The organism is Mycolicibacterium sp. ND9-15 (assembly GCF_035918395.1).
Taxonomy (GTDB): Bacteria; Actinomycetota; Actinomycetes; order Mycobacteriales; family Mycobacteriaceae; genus Mycobacterium.
In genome coordinates, this window is record NZ_CP142362.1 from 229,873 (window position 1) to 245,663 (window position 15,791).

Annotated in this window: 13 protein-coding genes and 1 pseudogene; 8 read left to right on the plus strand and 6 right to left on the minus strand. The window is 65.8% G+C overall.

The features are described 5' to 3' along the window. Positions 1–2: 2 nt before the first annotated feature. A complete protein-coding gene (locus QGN32_RS01100) occupies positions 3–974 on the plus strand; it encodes a quinone oxidoreductase family protein (protein ID WP_326546856.1) in 972 nt (323 codons plus the stop codon). 8 nt (positions 975–982) lie between these two features. Here the strand turns inward: QGN32_RS01100 and QGN32_RS01105 are convergent, their stop codons facing one another. Beyond that, positions 983–1,939 carry a heme o synthase gene (locus QGN32_RS01105; protein ID WP_326546857.1) on the minus strand — a complete coding sequence of 319 codons (957 nt, stop codon included), beginning with the start codon at positions 1,937–1,939 and terminating at the stop codon, positions 983–985. A 190-nt stretch (positions 1,940–2,129) separates the two neighbouring features. On the opposite strand from QGN32_RS01105, the gene tkt reads away from it, so the two are divergent. Genes tkt through pgl form a run of 5 tightly spaced genes read left to right on the plus strand, consistent with a single transcriptional unit; the run spans position 2,130 to position 8,587 of the window. Beyond that, positions 2,130–4,223: a transketolase gene (tkt, locus tag QGN32_RS01110; protein WP_326546858.1), complete on the plus strand. Its 2,094-nt coding sequence runs from the start codon at positions 2,130–2,132 to the stop codon at positions 4,221–4,223. An 18-nt stretch (positions 4,224–4,241) separates the two neighbouring features. Beyond that, on the plus strand, positions 4,242–5,360 hold the full coding sequence (gene tal / locus QGN32_RS01115) for a transaldolase (protein WP_326546859.1): 1,119 nt from the start codon (positions 4,242–4,244) through the stop codon (positions 5,358–5,360). After that, positions 5,357–6,883 carry a glucose-6-phosphate dehydrogenase gene (gene zwf / locus QGN32_RS01120; protein ID WP_326546860.1) on the plus strand — a complete coding sequence of 509 codons (1,527 nt, stop codon included), beginning with the start codon at positions 5,357–5,359 and terminating at the stop codon, positions 6,881–6,883. The genes tal and zwf overlap by 4 nt, the downstream gene beginning before the upstream one ends. A gap of 58 nt (positions 6,884–6,941) precedes the next feature. Beyond that, entirely contained in the window at positions 6,942–7,853 is a 912-nt protein-coding gene (opcA, locus tag QGN32_RS01125; protein WP_326546861.1) for a glucose-6-phosphate dehydrogenase assembly protein OpcA, read from the plus strand. Then, positions 7,850–8,587, plus strand: coding sequence for a 6-phosphogluconolactonase (pgl, locus tag QGN32_RS01130; RefSeq protein WP_326546862.1), 738 nt, complete (start codon positions 7,850–7,852; stop codon positions 8,585–8,587). The genes opcA and pgl overlap by 4 nt, the downstream gene beginning before the upstream one ends. Positions 8,588–8,634: 47 nt before the next feature. On the opposite strand, the pseudogene QGN32_RS01135 reads toward pgl, so the two are convergent. Next, positions 8,635–9,887, minus strand: a pseudogene (locus QGN32_RS01135) (DDE-type integrase/transposase/recombinase). An 82-nt stretch (positions 9,888–9,969) separates the two neighbouring features. On the opposite strand from QGN32_RS01135, the gene QGN32_RS01140 reads away from it, so the two are divergent. Both QGN32_RS01140 and QGN32_RS01145 read left to right on the plus strand, forming a co-directional pair. Beyond that, complete coding sequence (locus QGN32_RS01140; protein WP_326548875.1) at positions 9,970–11,409, plus strand: HNH endonuclease signature motif containing protein; 1,440 nt, start codon at positions 9,970–9,972, stop codon at positions 11,407–11,409. A gap of 182 nt (positions 11,410–11,591) precedes the next feature. Further along, entirely contained in the window at positions 11,592–11,963 is a 372-nt protein-coding gene (locus tag QGN32_RS01145; RefSeq protein WP_326546863.1) for an ATPase, read from the plus strand. Between the two features lie 15 nt (positions 11,964–11,978). Here the strand turns inward: QGN32_RS01145 and QGN32_RS01150 are convergent, their stop codons facing one another. From QGN32_RS01150 to QGN32_RS01165, 4 genes are read right to left on the minus strand one after another with little or no spacing between them, the layout of a single operon-like run. Further along, complete coding sequence (locus QGN32_RS01150) at positions 11,979–12,782, minus strand: SDR family NAD(P)-dependent oxidoreductase (RefSeq protein WP_326546864.1); 804 nt, start codon at positions 12,780–12,782, stop codon at positions 11,979–11,981. Positions 12,783–12,786: 4 nt separating this feature from the next. Then, positions 12,787–13,419 (minus strand): TetR/AcrR family transcriptional regulator, encoded by a 633-nt coding sequence (locus QGN32_RS01155; protein ID WP_326548876.1) that lies wholly within the window; start codon positions 13,417–13,419, stop codon positions 12,787–12,789. Then, entirely contained in the window at positions 13,419–14,564 is a 1,146-nt protein-coding gene (locus QGN32_RS01160) for a sulfotransferase family protein (RefSeq protein ID WP_326546865.1), read from the minus strand. Before QGN32_RS01160 ends, QGN32_RS01155 begins: the two co-directional genes overlap by 1 nt. After that, positions 14,561–15,784, minus strand: coding sequence for a DUF1214 domain-containing protein (locus QGN32_RS01165; RefSeq protein WP_326546866.1), 1,224 nt, complete (start codon positions 15,782–15,784; stop codon positions 14,561–14,563). The genes QGN32_RS01160 and QGN32_RS01165 overlap by 4 nt, the downstream gene beginning before the upstream one ends. Between the last annotated feature and the right edge of the window lie 7 nt (positions 15,785–15,791).

Consider the following 15,791-nt stretch of genomic DNA (forward strand, 5'->3'; position numbering starts at 1 on the left):
ACATGCACGCCATCGAAGTCGCCGAGACCGGCGGACCCGAAGTCCTCACCTACGTCGAGAAGCCGCAGCCAACGCCGGGCGCGGGCGAGGTGCTCATCAAGGCCGAAGCCATCGGCGTCAACTTCCTCGACACCTACTTCCGGTCGGGCCAGTACCCGCGCGAGACGCCGTTCATCGTCGGCAACGAGGTGTGCGGCACGGTGGAGGCGGTCGGCGAAGACGTCGCCGCGCTGCGGGTCGGCGACCGTGTCGTCACCGCCCAGGCGAACGGCGCCTACGCCGAATACAGCGTTGCCCCAGCGGATTTCGCCGCCTACGTACCGGACGGGGTGAGCCCCGAGGCGGCCGCCGCATCCCTGCTCAAGGGCATGACCGCACACTACCTGATCAAGTCGCTGTATCCGGTGCAGCAGGGCGACTCCGTGCTGGTGCACGCGGGCGCCGGTGGTGTGGGCCTCATCCTCACCCAGTGGGCGACCAGCATGGCGGTGCGCGTCATCACCACCGTCTCGACTCCGGAGAAGGCCGAACTGTCGCGTCAGGCCGGCGCGGTCAGAGTGCTCGACTACCCGACCGACGCCGCCGCGTTCGGCACCGAGATCAAGGAGATGACCGACGGCGGGGTCGCTGCCGTGTACGACGGCGTAGGTGCGGCCACGTTCGACGCCAGCCTCGCCAGCCTCGCGGTGCGGGGCACGCTGGCTTTGTTCGGCGCGTCCAGCGGTCCGGTCCCGGCGTTCGATCCGCAACGGCTCAACGCGGCGGGCTCGCTGTTCCTGACCCGGCCGACGTTGGTGCACTACACCCGTACTGCCGACGAGTTCGCCTGGCGGGCGGGCGAACTGCTCGACGCGATCGCCTCGGGCACGCTGAGAATCACGGTCAGCGAACGGTATCGGCTCGAAGACGCCGAACAGGCCCACCGCGATTTGCAGGGCCGCAAGACCGTCGGTTCGGTGGTGTTGGTGCCCTAGCGCAGGCGTTAGAACACCGTCGGCAGCGCCAGCACCGAGTCGATCGCGAGGGCCAGGAAGACGACGGCGAGGTAGTTGTTCGACTGCAGGAACAACCGCAGCGGTTTGACGGTTTCGCCGCGGCGTACCCCGTTGTAGAGCTGGTGCGCCATCGCCAGGAACCACGCGCCGGCCAGCAGCGCGACCGCCGCGTACAGCCAGCCGGTCGCAATCGTCAGCGCCAGCGTGGCGGCCACGGTCAGCCATGTGTAGATCAGGATCTGTTTGGTGACCTGTCGCTCGGTGGCGACGGCGGGCAGCATCGGCACGCCTGCGGCGCGGTAGTCATCCTTGTACTTCATAGCCAGCGCCCAGGTGTGTGGCGGTGTCCAGAAGAAGATGATCGCGAACATCACCAGAGCGGGCCACGCGATCGTTCCGGTGACAGCGGACCAGCCGATCATCACCGGCATGCAACCGGCGGCGCCCCCCCACACCACGTTCTGAGAGGTGCGGCGCTTGAGCAACAGCGTGTAGACCAGGACGTAGAACGCGATCGTCGCGCCGGCGAGATGGGCCGACAACATGTTCGTGGTCCACCACAACCAGAAGAACGATCCGACGGACAGGGCCAGCCCGAACACCAAGGCGTGGCTGCGCGGAACCGTGGCCCGCGCCAGCGGCCTGCGCTCGGTGCGCTTCATGACCTTGTCGATGTCGGCGTCGGCCACACAGTTCAGCGCATTGGCGCCGCCCGCCGCCAGCAGCCCGCCGACCAGTGTGTTCAGGATCAACAGCGGGTCGGCGGTACCGCGGTTGGCCAGGAGCATGGCCGGGATCGTGGTGACCAGGAGCAATTCGATGACCCGCGGCTTGGTCAGCGAGACATAGCCGAGGATGCTGTCGCGGATTCGCGTCCGGAGCCGCCCCGACGGCGACATCCGATCAGGCGCCCCGTCGACGAGGTGACCTTCGCGAACTCTCACGCAGTTACTCCTGTCGGAATGTCGTAGCCCGGGGGCTTCTACTACAGACGATGGTAGACCGCGCGCCGACGCCGGCCTAACCCTCCCCGGCATCGTGGCCCCAAGCGGCCTGCATCGAAAGGCCATCCGGCACTAGGGTGGTTAAACGAGCAGCTGAGAAGAGCTCTACGCCGACCAGGGAGTGCGCCTTGTGACCACGCTCGAAGAAATTTCCGCGCTGACCCGCCCGAACCACCCCGATGACTGGACCGAGGTGGACACGTTGGCGGTCGACACCATCCGGGTGCTGGCGGCGGATGCGGTACAGAAGGTGGGCAATGGCCATCCGGGGACCGCGATGAGCCTGGCGCCGCTGGCCTACACACTGTTCCAGCGCCAGATGCGCCACGATCCCAGCGATGTGCACTGGCTCGGCCGGGACCGCTTCGTGCTGTCCGCCGGGCATTCCAGCCTGACCCTCTACATTCAGCTCTACCTCGGCGGCTTCGGCTTGGAGCTGTCCGACATCGAGGCCCTGCGGACGTGGAAGTCGAAGACGCCCGGGCACCCGGAGTTCCGCCACACCAAGGGCGTCGAGATCACGACCGGCCCGCTGGGCCAAGGCCTCGCGTCCTCGGTGGGGATGGCGATGGCATCGCGGTACGAGCGCGGCCTGTTCGACCCCGATACCCCGTGGGGCGAGAGCCCATTCGACCACTACATCTACGTGATCGCCTCCGATGGGGACATCGAAGAGGGCATCACCAGCGAGGCCTCGTCGCTGGCCGGCACCCAGCAGCTCGGGAACCTGATCGTGTTCTACGACAAGAACCAGATCTCGATCGAACACGACACCAACATCGCGTTATCCGAAGACGTCGCGACCCGCTACCGCGCGTACGGCTGGCATGTGCAGGAGGTCGAGGGCGCGGAGAACGTGGTCGGCATAGAGCAGGCCATCGCCGAGGCGAAGAAGGTCACGGACAAGCCGTCGTTCATCGCGCTGCGGACGATTATCGGCTACCCGGCGCCCAACAAGATGAACACCGGCGACGCGCACGGGTCCGCGCTCGGCGAGGAAGAGGTCGCCGCCACCAAGAAGATCCTCGGCTTCGACCCGGACAAGACATTCCAAGTGCGCGACCAGGTGATCGAGCACACCCGCAAGTTGGTGGAGCGGGGCAAGGAGGCGCATGCCAAGTGGCAGAGCGGTTTCGACGCCTGGACGGAGCGCGAACCCGAGCGCAAGAAGTTGCTGGACCGGCTGACGGCTGAGGAGTTACCGGAGGGCTGGGACTCCGATCTGACCTACTGGGAGCCGGGTTCCAAGGCGGTGGCCACCCGTGCCGCGTTCGGCCAGGTTCTCAACGACGTCGCGCCCAAACTGCCCGAATTGTGGGGCGGCTCGGCCGACCTGGCGGGAAGCAACAACACCACGATCAAGGGTGCGAAATCGTTTGGCCCACCGTCAATCTCGACCGACGACTTCACTGCTGACTGGTACGGCCGGGTGCTGCATTTCGGTGTCCGCGAGCATGCGATGGGCGCGATTCTGTCCGGCATCGTGCTGCACGGCCCGACACGGGCGTTCGGTGGCACATTCCTGCAATTCTCCGACTACATGCGCCCGGCCGTGCGACTCGCCTCGCTGATGGATATCGACACGATCTACATCTGGACCCACGACTCGATCGGCCTCGGCGAGGACGGCCCGACCCACCAACCGATCGAGCACCTCGCGGCGCTGCGGGCGATCCCGAACCTCTCGGTGGTCCGCCCGGGTGATCCCAACGAGACCGCATATGCCTGGCGCAGCATCATCGCCCGCGGCAACGGCAGCGGCCCCGTCGGCTTCGTCCTCACTCGTCAGGGCATCCCTGTCTTGGAGGGCACCGACGCCGACGGGGTGGCTCGCGGCGGATACGTGCTCGGTGGCGGCAACCCGGCCGACGACGCCGACGTGATCATCATCGCGACCGGATCAGAGCTCCAACTCGCGGTGGAAGCTCGCAAGCAGTTGGCGGAGAAGGACATCACCGCTTACGTGGTGTCGATGCCGTGCGTGGAGTGGTTCGAATCGCAGCCGCAGGAGTACCGCGATTCGGTGCTGCCGCCGACCGTTCCGGCGCGCGTCGCGGTCGAGGCGGCAGTGGCGCAGAGCTGGTACAAGCTCGTCGGCGACACCGGGGAGATCATCTCGATCGAGCACTACGGAGAGTCGGCGGACTACAAGACGTTGTTCCGCGAGTTCGGGTTCACCCCCGAGGCCGTGGTGGCCGCCGCGGAGCGATCGATAGACAACTAGTGATCGGAAGGTAGACCAATGGCTCAGAATCCGAATCTCGCGGCGCTGTCCGAGGCGGGCGTGTCGGTGTGGCTCGACGATCTGTCGCGCGACCGGTTGCAGACCGGGAACCTGCAGGAGCTCATCGACACCCGCAGCGTCGTCGGGGTGACCACCAACCCGTCGATCTTCCAGGCCGCGCTATCGGCGGGCCACGCCTACGACAGCCAGGTCAAGGAGTTGGCCGAGCGGGGCGCCGACGTGGACGCCACGATCCGCACGGTCACCACCGACGACGTCCGCAACGCCTGCGACGTGCTGGCCAAGCAGCACGAGCTCTCCGACGGCGTCGACGGCCGGGTGTCCATCGAGGTCGACCCGCGGCTGGCGCATGACACCGACAAGACCATCCTGCAGGCGATCGAGCTGTGGAAGATCGTCGACCGGCCCAACCTGCTGATCAAGATCCCCGCAACGATGGCGGGCCTGCCCGCGATCACCGCCGTGATCGCCGAGGGCATCTCAGTCAACGTCACGCTGATCTTTTCCGTCGAACGGCATCGGCTCGTGATGGACGCCTATCTCGCGGGCCTGGAGAAGGCCAAAGAGGCCGGCCACGACCTGTCCAAGATCCATTCGGTCGCTTCCTTCTTCGTATCCCGAGTGGACACCGAGATCGACAAGCGACTGGAGAAGATCAGTTCCGACGAAGCGCTGCGATTGCGCGGTAAGGCCGGGGTGGCCAACGCGCGGCTCGCCTACGCCGCCTACGAGGAAGTGTTCGTCGGCGGCAAGCGCTACGAAGCCCTCAAGGGCGACGGCGCCCGCGTGCAGCGTCCGCTGTGGGCGTCCACCGGTGTGAAGAACCCGGACTACTCGGACACGTTGTACGTCACCGAGTTGGTCGCCCCGAATACGGTGAACACCATGCCGGAGAAGACCATCGACGCGGTGGCCGAGCACGGCGTGATCACCGGCGACACCGTGACCGGCACGGCCGACGAATCGCAGGCGCTGTTCGACAAACTGTCCGCCGTCGGCATCGACCTACCTGACGTGTTCCGGGTGCTCGAGGACGAGGGTGTGGAGAAGTTCGAGAAATCGTGGCTCGAGTTGCTCGAGGCGACGCAGGATCAGCTCGACGCAAGCAAGAAATGACGGACTGGGTCAATCCGCTGCGCGACAAGCGCGACAAGCGGATGCCCCGGATCGCGGGGCCGTGCGGGGTCGTGATTTTCGGTGTCACCGGTGACCTGTCGCGCAAGAAGCTCATGCCCGCGATCTACGACCTCGCCAATCGCGGCTTGCTGCCCGCGTCGTTCTCACTGGTCGGATTCGCCCGAAGAGACTGGGCCGACGAGGATTTCGGCCAGATCGTCTACGAGGCGGTCAAGCAGCATGCCCGCACACCGTTCCGCCAGGAGGTGTGGGACCGGCTCGCCGAGGGCTTCCGGTTCGTGCAGGGCACCTTCGACGACGACGCGGCGTTCGGGCGGCTGGCCGAGACCCTCGAGAAGCTCGATGCCGAACGCGGGACCGGCGGCAACCACGCGTTCTACCTGTCCATTCCGCCCAAGGCCTTCCAGCAGGTTTGCGAGCAGCTGCACCAGTCGGGACTTGCCAGCCCGCAGGAGGGTCGCTGGAGCCGGGTGGTGATCGAGAAGCCGTTCGGCCACGATTTGGCGAGTGCCCGAGAACTCAACGCAGTCGTCAACACGGTGTTCCCCGAGGAGTCGGTGTTCCGCATCGACCACTACCTCGGTAAGGAGACCGTCCAGAACATCCTCGCGCTGCGGTTCGCCAACGAACTCTACGAGCCGGTCTGGAACAACAACTACGTCGACAGCGTGCAGATCACGATGGCCGAAGACATCGGACTCGGTGGCCGCGCAGGCTATTACGACGGCGTCGGCGCCGCGCGTGACGTCATCCAGAACCACCTGCTGCAACTGCTGGCCCTGACGGCCATGGAGGAGCCCGTCAGCTTCGGTCCCAAGGAATTGCAGACCGAGAAGATCAAGGTGTTCTCGGCCACGCGGCCGATGCAGCCACTGGATGAGACCACCGCCCGCGGGCAGTACGCGGCGGGCTGGCAGGGCAGCCAGAAAGTAGTCGGCCTGCTCGAGGAGGAGGGCTTCTCGAAGGATTCGAAAACCGAAACCTATGCGGCCATCGCCCTGGAGGTCGACACGCGGCGCTGGGCCGGCGTGCCCTTCTTCCTGCGCACCGGAAAACGGTTGGGCCGCAGGGTGACCGAGATCGCGTTGATCTTCAAGCGGGCACCGCACCTGCCGTTCGACAAGACGATGACCGAGGAACTCGGCCAGAACGCGTTGGTGATCAGGGTGCAACCCGACGAGGGCATCACGATCCGGTTCGGGTCGAAGGTGCCGGGCAGCGCCATGGAGGTCCGCGACGTGAACATGGACTTCTCCTATGGCTCGGCGTTCGCCGAGGACTCGCCCGAAGCCTACGAACGGCTGATTCTCGACGTGCTGCTCGGTGTACCCTCGCTGTTCCCGGTGAACAGGGAGGTCGAATTATCCTGGGAGATACTCGATCCCGTGCTCGACCACTGGGCTCGAACCGGTAAGCCGGAGGCGTACGAATCGGGTACCTGGGGTCCGGCGTCCGCGGATGAGATGCTGCACCGCATGGGTCGGGAATGGAGGCGACCGTGACGAGCGCTGGCGCATCGGGGCACCGCCCGCCCGCGGGGCAGAAGGAGAGCCGATAGCCATGATTGTCGACCTGCCCGACACCAGCACCAACGACATCAACAAGAAGATCACCGGCCTGCGCGAGGAGGGTGGTGCGATCACGCTCAGCCGCGTGCTGACCCTGGTGATCTCACTCGATTCCGACGGCTTGCTGGAGGATTCGATCGAAGCGGCCAACTTCGCCAGTCGCGAGCACCCCTGCCGGGTGATTGTCGTGGTACCGGGCGACCGGAACGCCGCCGACGCCCGGTTGGACGCGCAACTACGCGTCGGCGGGGATGCCGGCGCCGGCGAAATCGTCGCACTGCGCCTGCACGGCGAACTCGCCGACCACGCCAACGCCGTGGTGCTTCCGTTCCTCCTGCCGGACACACCGGTGGTGGCGTGGTGGCCCGCGGGCGGTCCGGGAGTTCCCGCCAAAGATCCGTTGGGCCGGTTGGCGATTCGACGGATAACCAATGCGACGCACTGCTCCGATCCGATGTCCACGATCAAGGGGCGGCTGGGCGGCTACACCGCCGGCGACACCGACCTCTGCTGGGCCCGGATCACGTACTGGCGGGCCTTGCTGGCGGCGGCGGTCGACCAGGAACCGCACGAGCCGATCTCCTCTGCGTTGGTGTCGGGTCTTCGGGAGGAGCCGTCGCTCGACGTGCTGGCGGGGTGGCTGGCCGCCAGAACCGACGCTCCGGTGCGGAGGGAGGTCGGCGAGCTGAAAGTGGAACTGGTGCGCGGCGGACAGACGATCACTCTGAGACGGCCCCAAACGGGTGTCACCGCGACGCTGAGCCGCACCAGCCGGCCTGAGGCACGAATCCCGTTGGCCCGCAGGGAGGCCAAGGAGTGCCTCGCCGAGGACCTGCGCAGGCTCGATCCCGACGAGATCTACCACGAAGCCCTACGCGGAATCGAGAAGGTGCAGTACGCATGAGCACGATCGTCGAGCGTTATCCGGATGCGGCATCGCTGGTGGCGGCCGCAGGTGATCGGCTTGTGGCCGCCATCGTCGACGCCATCGACAAGCGAGGGTCGGCGCGCATCGTGCTGACCGGTGGCGGAACCGGAATCGGGCTGCTGAAACACGTTGGCGAGAACGGCGACGGGATCGACTGGGCGAAGGTGCAACTCTACTGGGGCGACGACCGCTTCGTGCCGGCCGACGACGACGAGCGCAACGACAAGCAGGCCCGCGAGGCACTGCTGGATCATGTGGGCATCCCGGCCGACAATGTGCACCCCATGGCGGCCAGCGGCGCGGAGTTCGGCGACGACCTCGACGCTGCCGCGGCCGCGTACGAACGGGTGCTGGCCGCCGACGCCGACGACGGTGAGCCTGCTCCGAACTTCGACGTACACCTGCTGGGGATGGGCCCCGAGGGGCATGTCAACTCGCTGTTCCCCCACACACCCGCGGTCCGTGAGACCGAGCGTCTGGTGCTCGGTGTCGAGGACTCCCCCAAGCCGCCGCCGCGCCGAATCACGTTGACGCTGCCGGCCGTTCGGCGGTCGCGAGAGGTGTGGTTGGTGGTCTCGGGTGAGGGGAAGGCCGATGCGGTGGCCGCGGCGGTCGGCGGCGCGGACCCCGATGACTGGCCGGCGGCGGGTGCGGTCGGTCGGGAAGCGACGGTGTGGCTACTCGACGAGGCGGCAGCTAGCAAGCTCTGACCGACCGAGAGGAAGATTTCGGCCCCTTGTCGGCAAGTTGCCTCATGTCAAGATGCGCGCGTAGGGGTGTTCGTTGCCTCACGTGAGCGTGCGCGCTTGGTGACTGGTGGTTGGGCGCCGTGCCAGCTTTGCTGGTGGCCAGGATGAAGAGCTGCGCGGTCAGAGCCTGGATCTGGCGTTGAGTGGCGGCGGGGTTGATCAGCGAGTAGGAGCGGGTCAGCGCCACGATGCGTTTTACCGGCGTGGTCGGGTGGTTGATCGCGCGGTGAAACGGAGTGGTGGCGGTGTCGTGTTTGCGGGACACCTTGGCTCCTGTGCGGACTTTGGATATCAGCTTCTGCTGGGGGTGGAAGTAGTTGGTCAGCTTTGACTGCAAGTGCCAAACCTCGTTGAGCAACAACAGTTCTGACGCGGTGTCGTAGCGGTAGTATCCGACCACGGTGCGGACCACTGACCAGTTCTTCTGCTCGACGTGGCAGCCGTCGTTCTTATTGCCCGGGCGTGCTCGGGTGAAGGTGATGCGGCGGTCTTGGCACCATTTGAGTAGGTCGTCGTTGATGAATTCCGATCCGTTGTCGCAGTCCACGCCCAGGATCGGGAACGGCATCGCCGCAGCGATGTGATTGAGGGCGGCCACCACGGTCTTGGCGGCCCTGTCGGGCAGTGAGCGGTTCTCGGTCCAGCCGGTGGCAATGTCGGTGACCGTCAGCGTGAAGGCATGGCCCCCACCGCGATTGCCGCCGTCATGAAAGACCGTGTCGATCTCGACGAAGCCGGGCACAGCATCGTCCCATTCGGCCCAAGTGCGTACCGGGATCTGGCTTTTGAGCAGTGATCCCGGCTTGGTGCCCACACGCCCTTTGACCTTGTGTTTGGCCCGTTCATCGGCTAGGCGGCGATCAATGGTGGCCGCCGACATCGATACCAACAGTGCCGCGGTCTCATCACTGATGACCAGCTCCCGGAAGTGGCGCAGCACGGCCACCAGCTCTGCGAGCATGGGGGCGAGCCGTTTGCCGGCCGGCATTCCCAGCACCGTCCAACAGACCGTCAGCGCCGCGATGACCTCGGGTCCGTACGTCACCGGCCGCGGACCACGCGGAGTAACACCTTTGGGCCGCAGCGCAGCGGTAAGCGCCTTGCGAGCGTGGTTTCGGTGCCAGCCGGTATTGGCGCACAACTCGTCGAGGATCCGACTCTTGCCGCGCTTACTGGCCTGCTGGTAGCGGATCGCGGTCGTCTCGGTGATTGCTCTGCGCTGTGCCAACCTCAACCCCATCCACTGGGCGTACACGCGCATTTCTAATGAGGCAACGAATCACCGTTTCGCGCGCATTTCTGATGAGTCAACGCGGTCGGTGGGCGCGGGTAATATCGCACGCATGTTCGAAACGCTCGATGATGCCGCGGTGGTCGAGTCCATCGCCGCGGCCTCCCGCGCGCAGAGCGCGGCCTGCGCCCGGGAGCTGATCGCGATCGGCGAGCTGTACGCCCGACGCGCTCCCGAAAACGACGACGAACGAGCAGATTGGGCCATCGATGGCCACGCCAACGTGGTGGCCGAGATTTCGGCGGCGCTGAACATCAGTCGCGGTCGGGCGGCGGGGCGCCTGCACTACGCGATCGACTTGCGGGAGCGCTTGCCGAAGGTGGCCCAGGTGTTCGCTGCCGGGGAGATCGATTTCCGGATGATGGCCGCGCTGGTCAACCGCAGCCAGAACGTCGAGGACGCCGACGCCCTCGCACGACTCGACGCGGCGTTCGCGCAGTGCGCTCCGAAGTGGATGAAATCATCCGGCCCCAAACTTCGCGAGCGCATCGACATGTGGGTGGAGAAGTTCGATCCGGCCGGGGTACGCGAGCCCAAGCCGGCCACCGATGACACTTACGTCGAAGTCGGCCCGATCGGCCCGGGCATGGTCGGGATCTGGGCCAAGCTCGCCTTCGCCGACGGCGTCGCTTTCGACACCCGCCTCGACCAGATCGCGGCCACTGTGTGCCGCGACGATCCGAGAACCGCCGCCCAGCGTCGCGTCGACGCGCTAAGGGCTATGGCAGCTGGGCAGATACGGCTGGAGTGCGGCTGCGGCGCCGAGGATTGCCCGAGCGCCGGCAAGGAGGAACAGCCGTCATTGAGTCAGCTCGTCATCGACGGGATCGCCGAACAAGCGACGCTCGAGGGTCGATCGGACACTCCGGGATATCTGGCGGGGTTCGGTGCGGTGCCCGCATCGATGCTGCGCGAGATGGCCGCCGGCGCCCGGCTGAGGCCGGTTTCGCTCCCGGAGCCGTGTGCCGAGCAGGGTTACCGGCCTTCGGCAGCATTGGCCCGGTTCGTCCGGTGCCGCGATCTGACGTGCCGGTTCCCCGGCTGTGATGTGCCCGCGACGGCCTGCCAAATCGACCACACAATCCCGTATCCGCTGGGACCCACGCACCCGTCAAATCTGAAGCTGCTGTGCGTATTTCATCATCTGCTGAAGACGTTCTGGACGGGCGCCGGCGGGTGGCGCGACCGGCAACTGTCCGACGGCACCGTGGTTTGGCGCGCCCCGAGCGGCCAGACGTACACTACCGTGCCCGCGGGTGCCCAGTTCTTCGAGCAGTTGGGCCAACCCACCGGCGAGGTCGACGGGGCACCGTCGAGCGGACCGGCAGACCCGCGGCGCGGCGCGATGATGCCAACTCGTAATCGCACTCGTGCCGAAGACAAGGCCTACCGCGTTGCGCTGGAACGACAACACAACGCCGCGCGCATCGCCCGTAAAAACCTACTCCTCTCCGAACGCATCGCCAGGGACGACGAACCGCCCCCGTTCTGACGAACTGCGGCCGTCACGGAACCCCGCGTCGTAGTCGGCATTTGCGGTCGTCGGATCCGATCCGACCGTGAAACTGCGTGGATCCACCGGGCACTGCCTCGATGTGGTCTCTGATTGGCTCACACCTAGTCAGACGACCCGTTCCACCCAGCGGTTCCATGCCTGCCGCCATAATGGCGTCCATGGCAGACAAGGGTGGTAAGCCGGTACGCACCGGGCCGGAACGGATCAGGAAGCTCGCGCAGGCGGCGCTCAACGCCGACGTCACCGTCGAGCAGGTCGACACCATCCTCGAGGGACTCGGCGAGACGCTCGTCGATCTCAACAAGTCGACAGAGAACCTGGACGCCACCCTGGAGCGGTTCAACGAGACGATCAGCCAGATCAACCAACTCGCCCCGCGCCTGAACGCGGTGGTGGACCGCATGGAGGGCATCGTCGACCGGGTCGAGCGCATCGTCGGCCTCGGCGAGTCGGTGATCTCGCCGCTGGCCGCGACCGAACAGGTGGTACGGGAGGCAGTGAACAAGGTGCGCAGGACCACCGGCCTTTAGTGCCGGCCGTGCAGCTCAGATGAAATCGGAGCCGCCGTCGACGTTGACGGTGGCCCCGGTGACATAGCCGTTGCGCCTTGACGCCAAATAGACGGTGATCGACGCGACCTCCTCGGGCAGGCCGGCGCGGCCGAGATCACACGGTTGGTGGAAGTTGTTGTCGATCCAGGTCATCACGTCAGCGGGATCGCTCGCATCGAGTCCGTCCGCGGCCAAAATGTCCTTGAGCACTTCGGTGAAGCTTGCCGTGACGATGGTGCCCGGACATACGCAGTTGACCAGAATCCCGTCCTTGGCAAGGCTTTTCGACAAATTCTTGGTAACACTGCTCAGCGCCGCCTTCGATGCGGTGTAGGCGACGATCCGTGGGTTCTGTCGCTGAATCGAATGGGCCGACAATGTCACGATCCTGCTCCACCCAGCGGCCCGCAGCATCGGGAGCGCGGCCCGGACGGAGCGCACACCGGACATCGTGCCGAGCGTGAATGCCTCCTCCCATTGCGCGTCGTCCATGTCCTCGAAGTACCCGTCACCCGGCCCGATCGTATGGACCAGGCTGTTGAGTTCGCCCCACCGCTGGGCGACCGCCTCGAAGCCGGCGGCGATCGACGCGGAGTCCGACATGTCGACGCTGATCGCGACGGCATCCGGCGCCCCCGCAGCACGAAGCTTCGCCGTCGCGGCGTCGAGGGCTTCGGTGCCCCTTGCCATCACTGCGACCCTCGCGCCCTCTTGCGCGAATGTCGTGGCGATCGCCAGGCCCATACCCTTGCTTCCGCCCGTAACAACCGCCGTCGAACCCGCCAAACCCAGGTCCATCGAGTCACCTTTCTGTGGGTTGCGCTACGCCGAGTCCGCGCATGCAGAACCGGACGACCTGTTCGCGGACGTCATGCTGGTCGCATTCGCCGGTCGTCCATTGGCGTTCGACACTCGCCCAGATCGCGCCGTGGATCGACAACGCGTCGGCTGCTGGATTGATGTGAGGGAAAAGGCCGGCGGCCTTGCCCCTTTCGAGCTGCTCGACGAGCGGCGTCAAGATCTCACCGTAGGCCTCGCTGACCAGCTCGGGCGCCGCGAACATCTGCGTCTGCGCCTCGAGCGACATCTGCCGCAGGTCAGATCTGATCCGTTCGTTGAACGCCAGATCCAGGCGACCGTCGATCCACGCCACCACCGCTTCGGTGGGGTTGGACGCCGCGGCCATCTTGCGCTTCAACCTGCGCATCTCGATTCGCGCCATCTGCAGGAACACCGCGCGCACCAGTGCGTCTTTCGAATCAAAATGCCGATAGAAGGCTCGGGTGCTCAGTGCGGCGCGGTTGAGCACGCGGGCCACGCTGACCGAAGCGATTCCCTCGTCGCGAACGATCTCGGTGGCGGCGCCCACGAGCGCCTCACGCACGCCGGGATCGGGCCCCAGCTTCTGGCGTCGCCGCCTCGCTACGGTGTCCATCACGCGGTGGCGTCGTATGCGGCCAGATAGTCGGCGAAGGATTCGTGCACCTGCTGCCGAGTCAGGCCATAGTCGGCGAGGTCGTAATTGTGTTCGCCACGCGAGCCGGGCCGGTGCTCGTCCGCCCACTGCTGCACGCTGCGACGCGCCTCGTCGGTGAATGTCAGGTCCAGGCGGCCGTAGCTTTTCTCCAGGGTGCCGATCGGGTCGGCATTGAGGTCGGCAAACGACACATCAGCGAACCGGTTGTCTCCGAATCGATTTCGGAAATCGATCGCGCGCCGGACACCTTCGGTCCAGCACTCGAGCTGCTCGACGCCAAGCTCATGCGGGTCGTCACGATCACTACTCCAACTGCGTACGTATTGGATCAGGCTGCACACCGACGCCAGTACCTTCGCCGGGTCGCGGTGACTCCATAGGAACTTCGCGTTCGGGTAGGCCGCCACGAGCGCATCGAGCGAGAACATGTGAACCGGCGTCTTCAGGTGCCACAGGGTCGGCGGGCAGCGCCATTGAAGAAGTTTGAGCACTTGGCGGTGAAAAGTGTACGTCTCCCGCATATCGCACTGCATAAGCCACGCCAGGTACCCGGGGACCCGCACCACCCCGTCGAAGTGGAAGGTGCGGAAACTCATCCCCATCAGGTCCTGGCATTCGGTGGGTGCCTGCGGCTCCGAGTTCATCATGGTCCGCATGCGCGGAAACATGCTGTCCATCATGGCGATTCCTTCGGCCGCTTGCGCGATCCGCGGATCGTCATGCTGGGTCGCCGCCTCCGGTGGCGGCGTGCATGCTTGAGACTCCCACAGCCGCAACGACCGAAACTGCGGATCATTGGCCACCAGTTGGCTCAGAGCCGTTGTTCCGGTGCGCGGCAGCCCGATGACGAACACCGGACCCCCGACGACTTCTTCGTCGATCTCGGGATGCTGCTGGTAGGTGTCGACGATGCGCAACCGTTGTATGAGGGCGTTGCTGATGGTCGCGTGCTGGATGACCCGGCCCGTCTCGTTGAGATCGGCTTCATTGTTCAGCGCGTCGACGGTGCGCTCCAATCCTTCGCGATAGTAGGGCGAGCCGAAATCGTCGAGTCCGGTGGCGATCTGTGCGCCCTCCTCGAGTTCGTCCGCGCTGAAGGTCATTTGGAGAACCTCTCGTGAACGGCGCGCCGGCGCGCCGCGAGGATGGCGGCCCGTTGCGCGGGGCTGACCGTCGCGGTGCCGGCGGGTAACTCCGACGCGACATCGGCGAATTTGACGACCCGTGCGCTCGGGGTAGGCGCGGTCTCGGTCCGCACACATCGCAGAATCATCGCGCCGTTGCTATGTCCTGCCGTATCAAGCCAATTCGCGACTCCGGGATCGCGCGAGCTGACGACGACACGAAGAATTCCGTCGGAGTCGACCGTCGCCTGATGTGCGTTGAGGCTGGACTGATGGCGGCCGTAGTGAACGGTCTCCCACCATGGATTGCCCAGCGAGTAGCTCCAGTACACGCCTTCGGGAGGCTCGACCTCCAGGATCAATGCCTCATCGGGTTCGAGTTCGTAGCATCCGATGACCGGCCGGTTCTCCGCGGCGGCCCCCATGTCGGAACGGTCGATCGGCGGCATGAAGCCATTGGCCGGTGGACCCGCATTGAAGTCGAGGAAGAACTTGAGGTTGTCGTGAACGAACTCACCCAGCGCGTGAATCTGGCGCGAGACCGCGACGTCGGCCGCCACCGAGGGGTCCTTCGGTTCCACCTCGTCGCCGATGCGCTCGATCTGCAGCGAGGACGGCTTCTCGTTGTCCCAGTCGTAGAAGAAGTGCCGGACCACGAGCGTGGGATGGTCGCCCTCGAGCCGCATCCAGTTGCCCTCGTGCTCGGCGGCCGAGAGCGTTACCTCGAAGTTTCCGTCCGCGTCCATCTCGAGGTCGTCGACCAGGCAGTTGGTCGTGGACACGATTCCGTTCATGGTCTGCAGACCGACGTACCGCGCGGTGCCCCGGTTGCCGAACAGCCGGTAGGTCTCGCCACCCCGCAGCGTCGCCCGCAGGTAAATGCAGTCCGGACATTCCATACCCCACGTCAGGATGTCATCGGTGCTTGTGCGGGTCACCGCCAGAACCGGATCGGGATCGGTCCGCAGCGCCTCGTCGATACCGACGGCCAACAGCACCATCAGGTGCCTCATCCCCGATGCGTAGTCGACGCTGTTGCGGTTGACCTCACTGGACACGACGAGTTCGCCGGCGGCTTTCAACCGTTCGAGAAGATGCGGCCAGGCCCGGGCCAGCTCACCTTCACCGCCGCCTTGACCGGTCAGCGCCGCCTCGGCGATGGAGAACGGCAGCCAGGCCATCGGGTTCGCGTCGCTCACATGTCTC

Bases quoted from the DNA above. Each gene is read 5' to 3' on its own strand.
- QGN32_RS01150 (WP_326546864.1), bottom strand. From the start codon at position 12,782: ATGGACCTGGGTTTGGCGGGTTCGACGGCGGTTGTTACGGGCGGAAGC.
- QGN32_RS01100 (WP_326546856.1), top strand. From the start codon at position 3: ATGCACGCCATCGAAGTCGCCGAGACCGGCGGACCCGAAGTCCTCACC.
- QGN32_RS01155 (WP_326548876.1), bottom strand. From the start codon at position 13,419: ATGGACACCGTAGCGAGGCGGCGACGCCAGAAGCTGGGGCCCGATCCC.
- QGN32_RS01140 (WP_326548875.1), top strand. From the start codon at position 9,970: ATGTTCGAAACGCTCGATGATGCCGCGGTGGTCGAGTCCATCGCCGCG.
- tal (WP_326546859.1), top strand. From the start codon at position 4,242: ATGGCTCAGAATCCGAATCTCGCGGCGCTGTCCGAGGCGGGCGTGTCG.
- opcA (WP_326546861.1), top strand. From the start codon at position 6,942: ATGATTGTCGACCTGCCCGACACCAGCACCAACGACATCAACAAGAAG.
- zwf (WP_326546860.1), top strand. From the start codon at position 5,357: ATGACGGACTGGGTCAATCCGCTGCGCGACAAGCGCGACAAGCGGATG.
- QGN32_RS01160 (WP_326546865.1), bottom strand. From the start codon at position 14,564: ATGACCTTCAGCGCGGACGAACTCGAGGAGGGCGCACAGATCGCCACC.
- QGN32_RS01145 (WP_326546863.1), top strand. From the start codon at position 11,592: ATGGCAGACAAGGGTGGTAAGCCGGTACGCACCGGGCCGGAACGGATC.
- pgl (WP_326546862.1), top strand. From the start codon at position 7,850: ATGAGCACGATCGTCGAGCGTTATCCGGATGCGGCATCGCTGGTGGCG.